17 protein-coding genes and 1 pseudogene are annotated in these 14,582 nt (G+C 64.5%); 13 read left to right on the top strand and 5 right to left on the bottom strand.

Annotated elements, in window-relative coordinates; translation table 11 throughout:
- The first annotated feature begins 132 nt into the window (after positions 1–132).
- The 9 genes from flgB (at position 133) to ACSKB9_RS09260 (ending at position 8,371) form a co-directional block, all read left to right on the top strand.
- Positions 133–543 (top strand): flagellar basal body rod protein FlgB, encoded by a 411-nt coding sequence (flgB, locus tag ACSKB9_RS09300; protein ID WP_028337153.1) that lies wholly within the window; start codon positions 133–135, stop codon positions 541–543.
- Positions 544–582: 39 nt separating this feature from the next.
- A complete protein-coding gene (gene flgC, locus ACSKB9_RS09295) occupies positions 583–1,008 on the top strand; it encodes a flagellar basal body rod protein FlgC (RefSeq protein WP_438072707.1) in 426 nt (141 codons plus the stop codon).
- A gap of 28 nt (positions 1,009–1,036) precedes the next feature.
- The gene (gene fliE, locus ACSKB9_RS09290; RefSeq protein ID WP_057018333.1) at positions 1,037–1,348 is read left to right on the top strand and encodes a flagellar hook-basal body complex protein FliE; all 312 of its coding nucleotides are present in this window, start codon (positions 1,037–1,039) and stop codon (positions 1,346–1,348) included.
- A gap of 145 nt (positions 1,349–1,493) precedes the next feature.
- Positions 1,494–1,757 (top strand): flagellar biosynthesis protein FliQ, encoded by a 264-nt coding sequence (gene fliQ, locus ACSKB9_RS09285; protein WP_016844766.1) that lies wholly within the window; start codon positions 1,494–1,496, stop codon positions 1,755–1,757.
- An 18-nt stretch (positions 1,758–1,775) separates the two neighbouring features.
- Complete coding sequence (gene fliR, locus ACSKB9_RS09280; RefSeq protein ID WP_016844767.1) at positions 1,776–2,546, top strand: flagellar biosynthetic protein FliR; 771 nt, start codon at positions 1,776–1,778, stop codon at positions 2,544–2,546.
- Positions 2,547–2,557: 11 nt separating this feature from the next.
- Positions 2,558–3,631: a flagellar biosynthesis protein FlhB gene (flhB, locus tag ACSKB9_RS09275; protein ID WP_057018335.1), complete on the top strand. Its 1,074-nt coding sequence runs from the start codon at positions 2,558–2,560 to the stop codon at positions 3,629–3,631.
- A 142-nt stretch (positions 3,632–3,773) separates the two neighbouring features.
- Positions 3,774–6,338, top strand: a complete 2,565-nt coding sequence (cckA, locus tag ACSKB9_RS09270; protein ID WP_438080130.1) for a cell cycle histidine kinase CckA — start codon at positions 3,774–3,776, stop codon at positions 6,336–6,338.
- Between the two features lie 242 nt (positions 6,339–6,580).
- Positions 6,581–7,543: a Tim44 domain-containing protein gene (locus ACSKB9_RS09265; protein WP_438072704.1), complete on the top strand. Its 963-nt coding sequence runs from the start codon at positions 6,581–6,583 to the stop codon at positions 7,541–7,543.
- A 150-nt stretch (positions 7,544–7,693) separates the two neighbouring features.
- Entirely contained in the window at positions 7,694–8,371 is a 678-nt protein-coding gene (locus ACSKB9_RS09260) for a lectin (RefSeq protein ID WP_438072702.1), read from the top strand.
- Positions 8,372–8,496: 125 nt separating this feature from the next.
- On the opposite strand, the gene ACSKB9_RS09255 is transcribed toward ACSKB9_RS09260, so the two are convergent.
- Positions 8,497–8,892 carry a DUF3606 domain-containing protein gene (locus tag ACSKB9_RS09255; protein WP_438080128.1) on the bottom strand — a complete coding sequence of 132 codons (396 nt, stop codon included), beginning with the start codon at positions 8,890–8,892 and terminating at the stop codon, positions 8,497–8,499.
- Positions 8,893–9,044: 152 nt separating this feature from the next.
- Between ACSKB9_RS09255 and ACSKB9_RS09250 the strand changes: the two genes are divergently transcribed.
- Complete coding sequence (locus tag ACSKB9_RS09250; protein ID WP_438072701.1) at positions 9,045–9,752, top strand: glutathione S-transferase; 708 nt, start codon at positions 9,045–9,047, stop codon at positions 9,750–9,752.
- A gap of 101 nt (positions 9,753–9,853) precedes the next feature.
- On the opposite strand, the gene ACSKB9_RS09245 is transcribed toward ACSKB9_RS09250, so the two are convergent.
- Complete coding sequence (locus ACSKB9_RS09245; RefSeq protein WP_057018339.1) at positions 9,854–10,210, bottom strand: GFA family protein; 357 nt, start codon at positions 10,208–10,210, stop codon at positions 9,854–9,856.
- A gap of 9 nt (positions 10,211–10,219) precedes the next feature.
- The gene (locus ACSKB9_RS09240) at positions 10,220–10,894 is read right to left on the bottom strand and encodes a methyltransferase family protein (protein WP_438072699.1); all 675 of its coding nucleotides are present in this window, start codon (positions 10,892–10,894) and stop codon (positions 10,220–10,222) included.
- Positions 10,895–11,040: 146 nt separating this feature from the next.
- Between ACSKB9_RS09240 and ACSKB9_RS09235 the strand changes: the two genes are divergently transcribed.
- Positions 11,041–11,367, top strand: coding sequence for an ArsR/SmtB family transcription factor (locus ACSKB9_RS09235; protein WP_438072697.1), 327 nt, complete (start codon positions 11,041–11,043; stop codon positions 11,365–11,367).
- The gene (locus tag ACSKB9_RS09230; RefSeq protein WP_438072695.1) at positions 11,367–11,807 is read left to right on the top strand and encodes an SRPBCC family protein; all 441 of its coding nucleotides are present in this window, start codon (positions 11,367–11,369) and stop codon (positions 11,805–11,807) included. The genes ACSKB9_RS09235 and ACSKB9_RS09230 overlap by 1 nt, the downstream gene beginning before the upstream one ends.
- Here the strand turns inward: ACSKB9_RS09230 and ACSKB9_RS09225 are convergent, their stop codons facing one another.
- Complete coding sequence (locus ACSKB9_RS09225; protein ID WP_438072693.1) at positions 11,808–12,269, bottom strand: hypothetical protein; 462 nt, start codon at positions 12,267–12,269, stop codon at positions 11,808–11,810.
- Between the two features lie 102 nt (positions 12,270–12,371).
- Positions 12,372–12,689: a hypothetical protein gene (locus ACSKB9_RS09220; RefSeq protein ID WP_438072691.1), complete on the bottom strand. Its 318-nt coding sequence runs from the start codon at positions 12,687–12,689 to the stop codon at positions 12,372–12,374.
- A gap of 231 nt (positions 12,690–12,920) precedes the next feature.
- Here ACSKB9_RS09220 and ACSKB9_RS09215 point away from each other — a divergent pair.
- Positions 12,921–14,577 (top strand): annotated as a pseudogene (locus ACSKB9_RS09215) (fumarate hydratase).
- Positions 14,578–14,582: the final 5 nt, after the last annotated feature.

Here is a 14,582-nt window from a genome sequence, read left to right as displayed (position 1 = left end):
CGAAAATGCGCTCGCAGGCCGCAGTTGCGGCGTTCTCCACGGATCCGTCCGGCATTTTAACCACCCGTTAACCATACACCGGGCAAATTCTGCCTACCTCGGAAGAGCCCAGAGGTTAACGGAGCCGCGGCGATGGCCATGAACGATCTCCCGATCCTGTCGGCGTTGCGCACCAAGATGCAGTGGCACCAGGAGCGCCAGCGGGTGCTCGCCGAGAACATTTCCAATTCCGACACGCCGAACTTCCGGCCGCGGGACCTGGTCGAGCCGAAGTTCGACCGGGCCGGCGCCACGGTTGGCGGCGGCGTGGGGACGCTGCCGATGATGCAGACCAGCGCTACCCACATGGCGGCGTCCGGCGCGCCCGACAGCTTCGACAACGATCGCGGCAAGAGCGGGTTCCAGACCCGTCCGGCCGGCAACGCGGTCAATCTCGAGGAGCAGATGCTGAAAGTGTCGGCCAACCAGATGGACTATGCGGCCGTCACCTCGCTCTACAGCCGCAGCCTGCATCTGCTGAAGACTGCGATCGGCAAGGGCTAGAGCAAGGGTTAGCCCGCCTGACGGCGGCAGGAGGATCCCATGGCAGATGGAACAAGCGATTTCGCCCGCTCGATGAGCATCGCGACCTCAGGCCTGCGGGCGCAGGCGGGGCGCATGCGGGTGATCTCGGAAAATATCGCCAATGCCAATTCGACGGCGCAGACCGCGGGCGGCGACCCTTACCGCCGCAAGGTGCCGACCTTCTCCTCCACGCTCGATCGCACGCTCGACGCCCAGGTCGTGGCGCTGGGCCGGATCCGCCCCGACCAGTCTTCGTTCCGTGTCAAGCACGAGCCGGGCAATCCGGCGGCGGACGCCTCGGGCAACGTCAAATATCCGAACGTCAATGCGATGGTCGAAATGACCGACATGCGCGACGCCCAGCGCTCCTACGAGGCCAACCTCAACATCATCAGCGCGACGCGGCGGATGATCCAGCGCACGCTCGACATCCTCAAGTCCTGACGCAACAAGAACAGGGAACGTAAATATCATGGCTTCACCGACAGTCGCCGCCAACGCCTACGCCAACCTCGCCAAGATGATGGAGCGCGGCGGCGCCGAGAAGGCCGGGCAGGCCGTCGCCGGCCCATCCTTCAGTGCGCTGCTGAAGGACTCCGTCGGCAGCGTCCTGGAGGCGGGCAAGAAGTCCGACGCGCAGACCATGGCGATGACCTCGGGCAAGGCGAACGTGATGGATGTGGTGACGGCGGTCGCCGACACCGACGTTGCGGTATCGACGCTGGTCTCGGTGCGCGACCGCGTGATCCAGGCCTATGAAGACATCATGAAGATGCCGATCTGACGTCGCTTGCGACGCCATCCCGGGGCGATGCGCAGCATCGAGCCTCAGATGTGCAATTGCACATCAAAGATCTCGAGGTTCCGGGTTCGATGCGTTGCATCGCCCCGGAACGACGGTGCAAACAACTGACAGCGAGAACTCAACAATGACCGGCCCCGAAACCCTCGACGTGGCGCGCGATGCGATCTGGACCATCGTGGTGGTGTCGTCGCCCCTGATGGTGGTCGGCCTCGTGGTCGGCGTCGTGGTGTCGCTGTTCCAGGCGCTGACGCAGATCCAGGAGCAGACCCTGATCTTCGTGCCGAAGATCCTCGCGATCTTCGTCACATTGCTGCTGGCGCTGCCGTTCATGGCGGACTCGCTCAGTAGCCACATGATGCGGATTTCATCGCGAATCATCGGCGGTTGATGCACTAATGCCGCAGTCATGCGCATCGATGTCTCCCTGCTGCCGGCGCTGGCCGCGATCTTCGTGCTGGTCTTCGCGCGCGTGGGCGCGATGGTGATGCTGCTGCCCGGTTTCGGCGAGAGCAACATCCCGGCGCGGGTCAAGCTGTCGATCGCGCTATTGCTGACGCTGATCATCCTCCCCCTGCATCGCAACGCCTATCATGTCGACCTGACGTCGATCTCCTCGCTCGGCGTCCTGATGGTGCATGAGCTCATCATCGGCATCGTGCTCGGCGCGACCGCGCGGGTGACGTTGTCGGCGCTCAACGTCGCGGGCTCCGTGATCGCGCAGCAGCTCGGCCTCGGCTTCGTCACCGCGGTCGATCCGACCCAGGGGCAGCAGGGCCAGATCATCGGCAACTTCCTCACCATCCTCGGCCTCACGCTGCTGTTTGCGACCGACAGCCACTATCTCGTCATTGCGGCGCTGAGCGAGAGCTACCGCATCTTCTCGCCGGGCGAGATCATGCCGACCGGCGATGTCGCCGCGCTTGCGACCTCGGCCTTCTCCGCCGCCTTCAAGATCGGCCTGCAGCTGTCCGCGCCGTTCTTGGTGTTTGGCCTGGTCTTCAACATCGGGCTTGGCGTGCTGGCGCGGCTGATGCCGCAGATGCAGGTCTATTTCGTCGGCGTGCCGCTCTCGATCATGGTCGGGTTCCTGATCTTCGGCGTCGTGCTCGCCGCGATGATGAACACCTATCTCGACTATTTCCTCGGCGTCATGCGCCAGCTCGCTCCGATGAACTAGGGGGAGAAGAAGTGGCGGACGATACCGAAGACAAAACAGAAGACCCTACGCAAAAACGTCTCGATGAAGCCCTCGAGAAAGGTGACGTCGCCAAGAGCCAGGAGGTCAACACCTGGTTCGTGATCGCCGGCGGCACCTTGGTGTTGTCGACCTTCTCGGGTTCGATCGGCAGCGGCATCTTGATGCCGCTTCGTAACCTGATTGCCAATTCATGGATGATCCGCACCGACGGCGCCGGCCTGCTGGCGCTGACCCAGTCGCTCGGCTACGCGGTGGTCGCCGCGATCGGCGTGCCGTTCCTGTTGCTGGCGCTGGCCGCGATCGCGGGCAACATGGTGCAGCATCAGCTGGTGTGGTCGGGCGAGCAGCTGAAGCCGAAATTCTCCAAGATCTCGCCGGCGGCCGGCTTCAAGCGGCTGTTCGGCAAGCAGGCGGTGGCGAATTTCCTGAAGGGCCTGTTCAAGCTGATTGCGCTCGGCGCCGTGATGGTCGCGGTGCTGTGGCCCGACCGGATGCGGATGGAATCCTTCCTGCGGGTCGATCCGGCCGAGCTGCTGCCCGCCATCACCGGCATGACGGTGCACCTGTTGGCGGCGGTGGTGGCCATCCTCGCTGCGGTTGCGATCGCCGATTACTTCTTCCAGTACCGGACCTGGTACGAGCGTCACAAGATGTCGCTGCAGGAGATGAAGGAGGAGTTCAAGCAGTCGGAAGGCGACCCGCACGTCAAGGGCAGGATCAAGCAATTGCGGGTCCAGCGCGCCAAGAAGCGCATGATGGCCCAGGTTCCGAAGGCCTCGGTGATCATCACCAACCCGACCCACTATTCGGTGGCGCTGGCCTACGACCGCAGCATGTCGGCGCCGATCTGCGTCGCCAAAGGCGTCGACAATCTTGCCTTCAAGATCCGGGAGATCGCCAAGGAGCACGACATTCCGATCGTGGAGAACGTGGCGCTGGCCCGGGCGCTCTATGCGACGGTCGAGCTCGACCGGGAGATCCCGGTCGAGCACTATCACGCGGTTGCCGAAATCATCGGCTACGTGATGCGGCTGAGGCGCGGCTTGTCCGGCCTGCGGCAGTAAGGGGCGGAAAACCCGCTTGAAATGCGCGTAACTTGCGAAATTGCCGCCTGTTGGACTTGCGTTTTCGGGTCCGATTCAGGCACTCAGGGGCGAGGTGGCCGGCCGGTCGCCTTCGTGATGCAGACGAGCCATGTCTCTCCAGATGACCGCCGATAGCAACGATCCTTCCGTGACCGAGCCTTTCGTGGCCCACGGGCCAGCGCGGCGGAACGGCAGCATCCTGCTGGTGGTCCTGATCGCCGCCGGCATCGTCGCGGTGGCGGTCTGGCTGATGACCATCGGCCGCACCGAGGCGCAGCCCTATATCCTCGGCGTGCTGGCGCTGCTCGCCACCGTCGGGCTGTTCAACCTGTTCGCCCTTGCCGCTGGCATCATCCGCTTCTCCGACCGTGCCACCGATGATCCGGTGATGGCGCGGATCGCCGACCAGGCCCAGGAAGGGCTCGTCGTCACCGACTCCCGCGGCCACGTGGTCTATTCCAACGCCGCCTATCTCACGCTGACCGGCGCGGCCGGGCCGCAGGACGTCCGTCCGGTCGAGCGCGTCTTCATCGGCAACCCCGACGTCTCCGAGGCCGTGTTCCGCCTTTTGAAGGCTGCCCGCGAGGGCAAGCGGCAGCAGGAGGAGGTCCGCGTCGCCGGCCAGGAGGCCGGCCAGGGCCGTTGGCTGCGCCTGCGGGTACGCCCGCTCGGCGAGGGCAAGCGCGATGCGAAATATGCGGTTTGGTCGATCGCCGACGTCACCCGCGACCGCGAGCGCCAGGAAGACGTGTTCCAGGAGCTGCGGCACGCGATCGAATATCTCGATCACGCGCCATGCGGCTTCTTCTCGGTCAATCCGGCCGGCGAGATCGCCTATGTCAACGCCACGCTGGCCAACTGGCTGGACTACGATCTGGCCGAGATCGGCTCGGGCGGCCTGAAACTGACCGACATCGTCTCGGGCGACGGCGCGGCGCTGTTGACCTCGATTGCGGCGGTGCCGGGCGAGGTCAAGACCGAGGTGTTCGACATCGACCTGCGGATGCGCGGCGGCAAGACCGTGCCGGTGCGGCTCTATCACAAGCTCGCTTTCGGCTCCGACGGCGCGGCGGGCGCCTCGCGCACGCTGGTGATCAGCCGCGCCCGCGACGAGCATTCCGATCCGGAGCGCGCCGCCGAGGTGCGCTTCATGCGCTTCTTCGACCATACGCCGATGGCGATCGCGACCGTCGATCGCGGCGGCAATGTGGTCGGCGCCAATGCGCGCTATGCCAAGCTGGCGCAGGGCCTGAACGGCGACGGCGGCGCCGCCAAGTCGATCTTCCGCGCCGTCAATCCGCGCGACCGCGGCCTGCTGATCGCCGCGATCAACCAGGCGGCCGAGGGCCAAGGCGACATCGCGCCGGTCGAGGTGATGCTCGACGGGCCCAAGGAGCGCTTTGCCCAGTTCTTCGTCACCACCGTCGAGAAGGACGAGCGCGACGCCGAGACCGCGATCGTCTACATGCTCGAAACCACCGAGCGGCGCGCGCTGGAGAACCAGATCAACCAGTCGCAGAAGATGGAGATGGTCGGCCAGCTCGCCGGCGGCATCGCGCACGACTTCAACAACGTGCTGTCGGCCATCATGATGGCCAACGACTTCCTGCTGAACGCGCACAAGCCGACCGACCCGTCGTTCCAGGACATCATGCAGATCAAGCAGAACGCCACCCGCGCCGCGACGCTGGTGCGGCAGCTGCTTGCATTCTCGCGCCGCCAGACGCTGCGGCCGCAGGTGCTCGATCTCGGCGATGCATTGAGCGACCTCACAATGCTGCTGCGCCGGCTGATCGGCGAGAAGGTCAAGCTCGACCTCGTGCATGGCCGCGACCTGTGGCCGGTGAAGGTCGACGTCTCGCAGTTCGAGCAGGTGGTGGTCAATCTCGCGGTCAACGCGCGCGATGCGATGCCCGACGGCGGCAAGCTGATCATCCGCACCGCCAATGTGCCGACCGAGGAAGCCGCCCAACTCGCCAACAAGGGCATGCCGGCGGCGGACTATGTGAAGATCGAGATCGCCGACACCGGCACGGGCATTCCGGCCGAGATCATCGACAAGATCTTCGAGCCGTTCTTCTCGACCAAGGAAGTCGGCAAGGGAACCGGCCTCGGCCTGTCCACGGTCTACGGCATCGTCAAGCAGACCGGCGGCTTCGTCTATGTCGATTCCGTGCCGGGCGGCGGCACCACGTTCCGGATCTATTTGCCGCGGCATCGCCAGGAGCAGGAGGTCGCACCGGAGGCCCAGGCCGGCAACGGTGCGGCCAAGGAAACCGCCATGGAAGCCGCCAAGCCGAAGCCCGATCTCACCGGGCAGGGCACCATCCTACTGGTGGAGGACGAGGACGGTCTGCGCTCGCTCAATGCGCGCGGCCTGCGTTCGCGCGGCTACAGCGTGATCGAGGCGGCGAACGGCGTCGAGGCGCTGGAAGCGTTCGAGGAGAAGAACGGCGCTGTCGATCTCGTCGTCTCCGACGTCGTGATGCCGGAGATGGACGGCCCGACGCTGCTGAAGGAAATGCGCAGCCGCAACGCGGAGCTGAAGATCATCTTCGTCTCAGGCTATGCCGAGGACGCCTTCGAGAAGAGCCTGCCGGAGAACCAGCAGTTCGCGTTCCTGCCGAAACCCTTCACGTTGACGCAGCTGGTCGCCGCGGTGAAGGAAACCATGACGGCGAACTAGCCGGTTGCCGCGGCAACCGGCTTTACTTCTCGCAAGTGCGAGGCGAAATTCCGCGGTAACTGTGGTTGAAACCGGGCCTCATCCCGCGGTAGGACGCGCCGTCGCATCCACAAGGACCATAGTGTCACATCTCCGCGACCGAGGGCCGCAGCCGCGGTTCCCGTTTCCCGCTTCACTTTTAACCGGCCCTGCCCATCTTAGGGGCGTTTCCCCATGCCGGGGAATCCTTTGAGGAAACCAACATGAATTTCTCGCAACGCACGCGTGGAATTGTTCGGGCGATCGCCGTCGCGATGGCGCTGGCGCTGCCCGTGATGATGACCGTTTCGGCGGCCGACGCCCGCGTTGGCGGCGGCGGCTCGCGCGGCTCGCGGACATTCTCCGCGCCGCCCTCGACCAACACGGCGCCGGGCTCGGTTGCGCCGATGAACCGCACCTTCAGCCAGCCTGGTAGCCCGAACATGGGCGCGCCGGCGGCGGCGAATTCCGGCGGCCTGTTCGGTCGCGGCGGGATGGGCCGCGGCCTGCTCGGCGGTCTGGCCGCGGGCTTCCTCGGCGCGGGCCTGTTCGGCATGCTGTTCGGCGGCGGGCTGTTCTCGGGTCTCGGCGGCCTGTCGTCGATGCTCGGCCTCTTGCTGCAGATCGGTCTGATCGTGCTCGTGGTTCGCCTTGCGATGTCGTGGTGGCAGCGCCGCAACACGCCGGCGGCCGCCTATGCGGGTGGCCCCGACGTCGGCCCCGGTCCGCAGGCGAACGCCCGCTCGGGCTTCGGCTTCGGGCTCGGCGGCGGATCGAATGCGCCGGTGGAGATCGCGCCTGGCGACTATGAGACGTTCGAACGGCTGCTCAGCGACATCCAGACCGCGTGGTCGAACGAGGACATCGCGAAGCTGCACACGCTCGCGACGCCGGAGATGGTGTCGTACTTCTCGAAGGATCTCGAGGAGAACAAGGCGCGCAACGTCACCAACAAGGTGACCAATGTGAAGCTGCTGCAGGGCGATCTGGCGGAAGCCTGGCGCGAAGGCGACAGCGAATATGCGACGGTCGCGATGCGCTACTCGCTGGTCGACACCGTGCTCGAGCGTGGCACCGGCCGTCAGGTCGGCGGCAGCACGCAGCCGGAGGAGGTCACGGAGGTCTGGACCTTCGTGCGCCAGCGCGGCGGCAATTGGGAGCTTTCGGCGATCCAGCAGACCAACTGATCGATTGCCGGAGATGACAGATACAAGGCGCCGCGGCCTGGTCCGCGGCGCCTTCGTTTTGTGCATTCATTCACATGTCGCGGCGCCGGAATATCCGGAGGGCCTGCGGGTTGATCTCAGCGGACCATAACAACCATCGGGAGGATTGAGATGAAGATCGTTGCGCATATCGCGGTTCCGGCCTGTCTTGCGTTCGTCGTCGTGGCGGCGCCGCCGGCGGCGGCGCAGACCGCCGACACCAGCTTCTTCCTGACCAGCAACGGCATCGGCAACGGCGGCAATCTCGGCGGGCTCGCCGGCGCCGACAATCATTGCCAGACGCTGGCGCAGGCCGCCGGCTTCGGTGCGCCGAAGACCTGGCGCGCCTATCTCTCGACCCAGGCGGCCGACGGCAAGGCGGCGGAGAATGCGCGCGATCGTATCGGCAAGGGACCGTGGAAGAATGTAAAGGGCGTCGTGGTCGCCAAGGACGTCGCCGACCTGCACAGCGCCGGCAACAATCTCACCAAGCAGAGCGCCCTGTCCGAGAAGGGCGAGGTCGTCAACGGTGCCGGCGACACGCCGAACCGCCACGACGTGCTGACGGGGTCGCAAGCAGACGGTACGGCGTTTGCGGTCGGCGAGGACCGCACCTGCAAGAACTGGACAAGCAGCACACAAGGCGCCGCCATGCTCGGGCATTTCGACCGCAAGGGCCTGCGCGACGACGAGCCGTCAAAATCCTGGAACACGTCGCATCCCTCGCGCGGTCCCGACGGCGGCTGCTCGCAGGCCGACCTGAAGAGCACCGGCGGCGACGGCCTGCTGTACTGCTTCGCGGCGAACTGAGAGGACGGGGAACGGCGCATGAAAGTCCGTCGTCATTGCGAGGAGCGATAGCGACGAAGCAATCCATCTGTCCGCATATGCTGGGCGATGGATTGCTTCGCTTCGCTCGCAATGACGGAAGCCGCTCAGCTCTTCTTGCGCTTTGCGGTCTTCTTGGCAGCCTTCTTTTTCTTCGCGGTTTTCTTCTTCGCCGCGAAATAGGCTTCGACCTTCTTCGAGGAATGTCCGACGGCTGCGACCGCGGTCTTGAGCCGGGCAGGGGTCACCTTGAACTTCTTCGACCAGTAGCGGACCTCGTAGGGCTCGCTGATCGCGATCCGCGCGCGGTCGGCGGCCTTGTGGCGCTGCTCCTTGAAATGGGCTTCCACCTTCTTGGCGGAGTGCCCGACCTTCTTGACGGCGGCTTTCAGCTTCGCCGGCGTGACCTTGAACTTCTTGGACCAGTACGCAACTTCGTAGGACTCGCTCAACGCGATCAGAGCGCGATCCGCCGCGCCCCGCTTCTTCTTGCTGTCCGCCATAAGATGATCCTTCATCGAAGATTCGGCGTTGGAACCTTAGCAGCCTCTGTGCGGTTCGCACAGGCAGCGGTGTGCGATGGACGATCTGATCGCGGCGTGGCTACGATCGAGTTGAAGCGAACCGATGCGGCGAAGTTTTCGGAGGTAAGTGCATGCACTATCAGCTTTACTACTGGCCGATGATCCAGGGCCGCGGCGAATATGTCCGCCTCGCGCTCGAGGATGCGGGCGCCGGCTACACCGATGTCGCGCGCGCCAAGGGCGGCATGGGTGCCATGACGAAGATGATGGAGGCACACAAGGGCACGCCGCCCTTCGCGCCGCCGTTCCTCAAGGCCGGCAGTCTCGTGATCGGGCAGACCGCCAATATCCTGCTCTATCTCGGCGCGCGCCACGGCCTGGCGCCGAAGGCGGAGGGCGGAAAGCTCTGGGTGCACCAGCTGCAGCTGACGATCGCGGACTTCGTGGTGGAGATCCACGATACTCATCATCCGCTCGGGCCATCGCTGTATTACGAGGACCAGAAGGCTCCGGCGAAGAAACGCTCCGAGGAGTTCTGGGATTCGCGGGTGCCGAAATATCTCGGCTATTTCGAGGATCTCGTGCAGGCCAACCGAGGTGCGTTCGTCACCGGCCGCCGGCTGACCTACGCCGACCTGTCGCTATTCCAGATCGTGGACGGCCTGCGCTACGCGTTTCCGAAGCGGATGGCGGCATTCGAGAAGAATATCCCGCGCCTGATCGCGCTGCGCGATCGCGTCGCCGAGCGGCCGAACATCCAGACGTATCTGGCCAGCGAGCGGCGGATTCCTTTCAACGAAGAGGGCATTTTCCGGCGCTACAAGGCGCTGGATTTGTGATCGCCGTCATTCCGGGGCGCGAAGCGAACCCGGAATCTCGCGCCACAATCTCTGGATTCCGGGTTCACGCTCCGCGTGCCCCGGAATGACGGCGTGGAAGGCTACCGGCTCCGCCCATCCACCGGCGTCATCGCGATCTTCGACAGATCGATGCCATCGATGCAGCTGACATTCAGCGCCACGATGTCGGTGCCGTCGGGCTTCTTGCCGCGCGCGAACACGTCGACGCCGCAATCGACGCAAAGTTGATGGCGGATCGCATGGCGGTTGAAGAGATATTCCTTGAGGTTCTCGGCGCCGGCGCGAAGCTGGAAGCTCGACGGCGGCATGAACACGAAGTGCAGGCCCTTCTTGGTGCAGATCGAGCAGTTGCAGGCCGTCACCATGGCCATATCGGTGGTGCATTCGAAGCGGACCTGTCCGCAATGGCAACCGCCGGTGTAGGTCTTCTCCGCCATGATGATCCCTCACCACAGCCCGGGCACGAGGCGGTAGCGCACCCGTGCCGTATAATCGGCGTAGCCTGACAATCCCGTCACCAGCGTGCGCTCCTCAATCCGGGTGCGGATCGCAAACATCACGAAGAACACCGGCACGAAGGCGAGGCCCCACCAGGAGCCGAGCGTCAGCGGCACGCCGATGAAGAACAGCATCACGCTCGTATACATCGGATGGCGGACCAGCGCGTAGGGACCGGTCGAGATGACGTGATGGTCGCGCTCGGTCTGCACCTTCACGACCGGCGCGGCGAACGAGTTGGTGCGGAACACCCACAGGATCGCCACGGTCGAGACCAGATACAGCACAAGGCCGAGCACGATCAGCGTCACGCCGTCATTGACGCCGCCAAAGCGCCGGTCGAGCCCCATCGCGACGAACCACAGCACGGCAACGACCAGGAACACCAGCATGAACCGCTTGTCCTCGGTGGGCTGGCCTTCACGCGCGGTGAGGCGCATGCGCTCGGCCAGCAGTCCGGGATCGACCTTGGCGAGCCACAGCCCGCAGGCCGGGCCGATCACGGCCGAGGCGATCAGATAGGCCCATGCGCCGGGCCAGTGCAGCGTACCTGCGAAGGCAAACAGCAGCACGGCCATGGCGATGACGAAGAAGGTATTCTGCAGAAGGAGCTTTGCGATCATGAGCGGCTCCGCGCGATTCCAGTCGATATTATCGCACCCTTTTCCCGGCAAACATGCGACCGCAGCGATCAACTTTCGGAGCAAGCGAGACGTTCCTCCGTCGCGACTGTCTTGACAATCATATAAGCAATTTCTTATATATTTTCATGCCCGCCGCCACGCAGCTGACCGATGTGTTGAAGACCCTCGCGGACCCGACGCGGCGAGCGGTATTCGAGCGGATTGCGCGGGAAGGCGAGATCGCCGCGACCGGCCTGGTGCAGGGTTCAAAGGTGTCGCAGCCGGCGGTGTCGCAACATCTGCGCGCGCTGCGCGATGCAGGGCTGGTCGCTGAGCGCCGCGACGGCCGGCATATCCATTATCGCATCGCGCCGAAGGGGCTCGGTCCGCTGATCGACTGGCTCGGCCATTACGAGACGTTCTGGGCCGAGCGCTTCGCAAATCTGGAACGGCTGTTGAAGGAGAGTGAGTGATGGGTGAGACGCACGCGATCACGGTCGAGAAAATGCTGCCTTACGCGGCCGATAAGATCTGGCGGACGCTGACGACGAGCGATCGAATCGCGAAGTGGCTGATGCCGAACGATTTCGTGCCGGCCGTTGGCCATCGCTTCAATTTCCACACCAAGCCGATGGGCGACTGGGACGGTGTCGTGCATTGCGAGGTGCTGGATTGCGATCCGCCGCGCCTGTTGCGCTACTCCTGGAAGGGCGGCGCTGATACCAATCCGGAATACGGCTCGAAGCTCGATACGATCGTCACCTGGACGCTGACGCCGGTCGAAGGCGGTACCCATCTGCGGATGGTGCATGACGGCTTCGTGCTGCCGGGCAACCGCTTCGCCTTCGACATGATGAGCCCGGGATGGGGCCGGGTGCTCGACGCCATCGCGCGCATCACCGGCGAAGGCTGATCACTCGTTGTTGCCGCGACGAACCGTGATCGAGGCGTCGGTCTTGTTGCGGGTGCATTCGAGGTCGAGGCGGCGATAGCGCATCGTGATGGTGTTGCCGCGCAAGATGCCCATGCGCTTCAGGCAGCGTGAGGTGCCGGTGACGGCGTCGTCCTTCGGCACGGTGAAGATCAGCGCCGTGGCGGAGCCGACCAGGTTGAAGAACTCCGGCTTCATCTTGCGATCGGTCTTGGCGTAGAGCTCGATCGAGTAATCCTTGCCGCGGCAGCCAAGCGACAATTCCTTCGCCGCCGGGTGCGTGAGATAGGTGATGTTGGCGGCGCTGAAATTGACCTTCAGCCCGTCGATCTGGCCGGCGAGCTGCTTGGCGATGTCCACGCAGGGATCGGCATGCGCAGGCGCTGCGACGAAAACCGTCGCCAGCGCGATCAGCGCGGCCGGCAGAGTGGAGCGGATGCTCAAAGGCAAGCGTCGGCGCAACGATGCTGTCACGAAATACCCCCGCGGTATGAAAGTACGCGAAGCTACATGCAGGCTCCCGCGGAGCGCGTCAATATGGCCACGTCAGGACGAGCACTTGCCGTCCTGCGCCTTGGAGGCCCCGGCGGCCCGGCGCTCGCAATCATTGCCATAGGTCTTACCGTCGCAGCCGCATACGGGCTTGAAGATCTTGTTGCAGATCGTTCGGCGGAACGCGCAGGTGCCGGTCTGGTCGAAGCGGCCGCAGGTCCCGGGCTTGAACTGGCAGAACTGGCCGCGACCGCTGCATTGCAGTCCGGCAAGGCCGCCGCACGGCCTGCCGAGGCGGGCGGCATCAGCGCCGGTCGGGATCACGACCAACATGGCCAGCGCCGCGAACCAGACGAAAAGCGCTGTCTTCATGAAGGTCTCCTGATGGCTTCCTGATGGTTTCCTTGGCCGTTCCGCGGCTTGCCGGCGTTGTGGCAACCTGGGATTACGATGGCATGAAACATAGCACGTGGATTGCCGGTCCCACGCATGGCTGGAAGGCGGCCCGCTTCCCTTTCCTTTGTCGGAAAAAGGCTTAGAACGGCTCTACATTGCCGGCGGCCCCGCGGCCGGCACCGGCCTTTCGAAACCGACGAGCAACTCATGAACGCCCCCTCAGCCTTCCCCGACCAGCAGAAGCCCGTTCCGCCCTACAAGCACACGCCTCTGTTCCCGCTTGGTGCCGACACCACGCCCTACAAGAAGGTCACGAGCGATGGCGTCCGGGTCGAGAAGGTGTTGGGCAAGGACATGCTCGTGGTGTCGCGGGAGGCGCTGCGCGCGCTTTCCGAGGCGGCCTTCGGCGACATCAACCACTATCTGCGGCCGGGCCATCTGAAGCAGCTCCGCTCGATCCTCGAGGACAAGGAAGCCAGCGACAACGACAAGTTCGTCGCCTTCGATTTCCTGAAGAATGCCAACATCGCGGCCGGCGGCGTGCTGCCGATGTGCCAGCGACACCGGCACTGCGATCATCATGGGCAAGAAGGGATGCAACGTCATCACCGACGGTGACGACGAGGCCGCGCTGTCCGAAGGCGCGCGCGATGCCTATCTGCGCCGCAATCTGCGCTACTCGCAGGTAGCTCCCTTGTCGATGTATGAGGAGAAGAACACTGCCAACAACATGCCGGCGCAGTGCGAGATCTACGCCGAGGGCGACGACGCCTACAAGTTCATGTTCATGGCCAAAGGCGGCGGAAGCGCCAACAAGAGCTTCCTGTTTCAGGCGACGCCCTCGGTGCTGACCAAGGACCGGCTGCTCGCCTTCCTGAAGGAGAAGGTGCTGACGCTCGGCACCGCGGCGTGTCCCCCGTACCACCTTGCGATCGTGATCGGCGGCACCTCGGCCGAGCTCTGCATGAAGACCGTGAAGCTCGCCTCGGCGCGCTATCTCGACGCGCTGCCGACCCACGGCTCGGCCGACGGCAATGCGTTCCGCGACCTCGAGATGGAGCAGGAAATCCTCAAGATGACGCAAAGCTTGGGGGTGGGCGCGCAGTTCGGCGGCAAGTATTTCTGCCACGATGTGCGCGTGATCCGGATGCCGCGCCACGGCGCCTCGCTGCCGATCGGGCTCGGCGTGTCCTGCTCGGCGGACCGCCAGGTGCTCGGCAAGATCACCAGGGATGGCGTCTATCTCGAGGAGCTCGAGCACAACCCGGCGCAGTATCTGCCCGCGGTCGAGCAGTCGCTCGGCGGCGAGGTTGTCAAGATCGACCTCAACAAGCCGATGAAGGAAATCCTCGCGACACTGTCGCAATATCCGATCAAGACCCGCGTCTCGATGACCGGCACCATGATCGTGGCGCGCGACTCCGCGCACGCCAAGCTGCGCGAGCGGCTGGAGAAGGGCGAGCCGCTGCCCGATTATTTCAAGAACCATCCGGTCTATTACGCCGGTCCCGCCAAGACGCCCGATGGCTACGCCTCCGGTGCGTTCGGCCCGACCACGGCGGGACGCATGGATTCCTTCGTCGACCAGTTTCAGGCCGCGGGCGGATCGATGGTGATGGTTGCCAAGGGCAACCGCGCGGTCGCGGTGCGCGAGGCCTGCAAGAAGCATGGCGGCTTCTATCTCGGCTCGATCGGCGGCGCCGCGGCGAACCTCGCCGAGCACTGCATCAAGAAGGTCGAGGTGGTCGAGTATCCCGAGCTCGGCATGGAAGCGATCTGGCGCATCGAGGTGGTCGATTTCCCGGCCTTCATCATCATCGACGACAAGGGCAACGACTTCTTCAAGGAATTGAATCTCGGTTGAGGATC

The sequence above is a fragment of the Bradyrhizobium sp. BR 1433 genome, from assembly GCF_051547665.1.
GTDB classification, from domain to species: domain Bacteria; phylum Pseudomonadota; class Alphaproteobacteria; order Rhizobiales; family Xanthobacteraceae; genus Bradyrhizobium; species Bradyrhizobium australafricanum.
This window is presented reverse-complemented; position numbering and strand designations above follow the sequence as displayed.

Coding starts and splice junctions, on each gene's coding strand:
- flgB (WP_028337153.1), top strand. CDS start 133: ATGGCCATGAACGATCTCCCGATCCTGTCGGCGTTGCGCACCAAGATG.
- flgC (WP_438072707.1), top strand. CDS start 583: ATGGCAGATGGAACAAGCGATTTCGCCCGCTCGATGAGCATCGCGACC.
- fliE (WP_057018333.1), top strand. CDS start 1,037: ATGGCTTCACCGACAGTCGCCGCCAACGCCTACGCCAACCTCGCCAAG.
- fliQ (WP_016844766.1), top strand. CDS start 1,494: ATGACCGGCCCCGAAACCCTCGACGTGGCGCGCGATGCGATCTGGACC.
- fliR (WP_016844767.1), top strand. CDS start 1,776: ATGCGCATCGATGTCTCCCTGCTGCCGGCGCTGGCCGCGATCTTCGTG.
- cckA (WP_438080130.1), top strand. CDS start 3,774: ATGACCGCCGATAGCAACGATCCTTCCGTGACCGAGCCTTTCGTGGCC.
- ACSKB9_RS09265 (WP_438072704.1), top strand. CDS start 6,581: ATGAATTTCTCGCAACGCACGCGTGGAATTGTTCGGGCGATCGCCGTC.
- ACSKB9_RS09260 (WP_438072702.1), top strand. CDS start 7,694: ATGAAGATCGTTGCGCATATCGCGGTTCCGGCCTGTCTTGCGTTCGTC.
- ACSKB9_RS09255 (WP_438080128.1), bottom strand. CDS start 8,892: ATGGCGGACAGCAAGAAGAAGCGGGGCGCGGCGGATCGCGCTCTGATC.
- ACSKB9_RS09250 (WP_438072701.1), top strand. CDS start 9,045: ATGCACTATCAGCTTTACTACTGGCCGATGATCCAGGGCCGCGGCGAA.
- ACSKB9_RS09245 (WP_057018339.1), bottom strand. CDS start 10,210: ATGGCGGAGAAGACCTACACCGGCGGTTGCCATTGCGGACAGGTCCGC.
- ACSKB9_RS09240 (WP_438072699.1), bottom strand. CDS start 10,894: ATGATCGCAAAGCTCCTTCTGCAGAATACCTTCTTCGTCATCGCCATG.
- ACSKB9_RS09235 (WP_438072697.1), top strand. CDS start 11,041: ATGCCCGCCGCCACGCAGCTGACCGATGTGTTGAAGACCCTCGCGGAC.
- ACSKB9_RS09230 (WP_438072695.1), top strand. CDS start 11,367: ATGGGTGAGACGCACGCGATCACGGTCGAGAAAATGCTGCCTTACGCG.
- ACSKB9_RS09220 (WP_438072691.1), bottom strand. CDS start 12,689: ATGAAGACAGCGCTTTTCGTCTGGTTCGCGGCGCTGGCCATGTTGGTC.